At 46.0% G+C, this 1,479-nt stretch carries 1 protein-coding gene; it reads left to right on the forward strand.

The window, feature by feature from the left end; all coding sequences use genetic code 11:
- Positions 1-1,479 (forward strand): hypothetical protein (locus AXF17_RS09165; protein ID WP_169711308.1); only part of this gene is annotated, 1,479 nt, incomplete at both ends.

The following is a 1,479-nucleotide window of genomic DNA, read 5'->3' on the forward strand; positions in this document are numbered from 1 at the left end:
AGTTCAGTAATTGAGGAGAGTCATAAGAAACCTATTAGGAAAATCAGATCTCCTTGGGAAACAACTGGAATTGATGATGAAGAGACTGAGGCAGTTACTCAGTCGTTCAGCTCTGTTAATAGTGATTGGGAGAGCTCTAAATCTGTTCAGCCAGAGCACAAGGCTGAAGAGTCTGGTTCGCTCGAGGAAATGCTTAAGCGTGATTCCGCAGCTGCTCCGGCATCCGGTCGTGGACGCACAATGAATTTCATCGAGGTTATGAAACAGGAGAAGGAAGAGCGCGAGAAGGCTGCAAGGGAAGCTGAAGAAGCATCCGTTTCGACAGACTTCGATTTTGGAGATTCTATTCTTCCTAACGAAGAGAGAGAACATACTCAAGGATACACTGAGCTCAAGGATGATATCGTTGCTGAGCTAGAGAAGCAGGCAAGCGAGACGGATGAAAAGGAAGTTTCGCACAGATTAGATGCAGCTTCTGCAGATTTTGATGAGTATCTGAATGCTCGTCGCAAGTCGCATGAGGAAGTATTCCAGGCAGAGCCACCACACAACTTTGTTGATGACATGGTTCACGTATCTGCTGCAGATACTAGAGATGAGTTCAAGCTTCCAGCAGATGAGTTTGAGACAGAGCTTTCTGCATTTATTCGTGACGAAGAGGATGATAAGGAAGAAGCTGCTGCAGAGAGAGCAGATGATGATCTATTCAATTTTGATGTTAAGATTGAAGATACAGACGAAGACGAGGAGACTGTAAGCCAGTACCTCGACTACGTGACACCAAGCAGAGTTTCACGCGCTGAAGAACGTGCTGAAGCTGAAGCATTTGAGTTTGACGATGATGACGATGATGACGATGAACCAGAGTCATTCTCATATGATGAACTTACAGATGATAACAAGGAGCCAGAGACAGATTACGAACTCGAGCCTAAAGAAGAACTTAAGGAAGAGGAAGTAGATGATTTCGCATTTGGCGATGAAGATATAGACGTTCCTTATGAGGAGCCAGTTAACTACTCAGAGCTATATATGGATGAAGAGGCTGAAAAGACAGAACAACCAGCAGCTACAGCCGTTGAACCTATAACTCCGGTGACTGAACCGGTTGTAGAACCGACAGCAGCACCTGTAACAGTAGAGGCAGTTTCTGCAACTGCTGAATCCGCTGAGGACGCAGAAGCTGCTAAGGCAATTGAAAGTGAAATCGCTAATCTTCAGAAGAGACTAGCTGAGCTTCTTGGTAAGGATCCATCTGAGACAGTAGAGTTGCCAACTAGAGATGTTGTGACCGCAGAAGAACTCGTACAGGAACCTGTACAGACAGAGCCGGAGGCGGTTGCCGCTCCAGTTAATTCAGAGCTGACAAGCCTGGAGTCAGAACTCGCTACGCTAGGATTTGATACAATCGATGACGAGCCAGATGAAGAAGCTGACATGTTCTTCTCTGCAGATGATGTGGCAGATGCTAACGCCACA

It is taken from the genome of Mogibacterium pumilum (genome assembly GCF_002243385.1).
Classification (GTDB): domain Bacteria; phylum Bacillota; class Clostridia; order Peptostreptococcales; family Anaerovoracaceae; genus Mogibacterium; species Mogibacterium pumilum.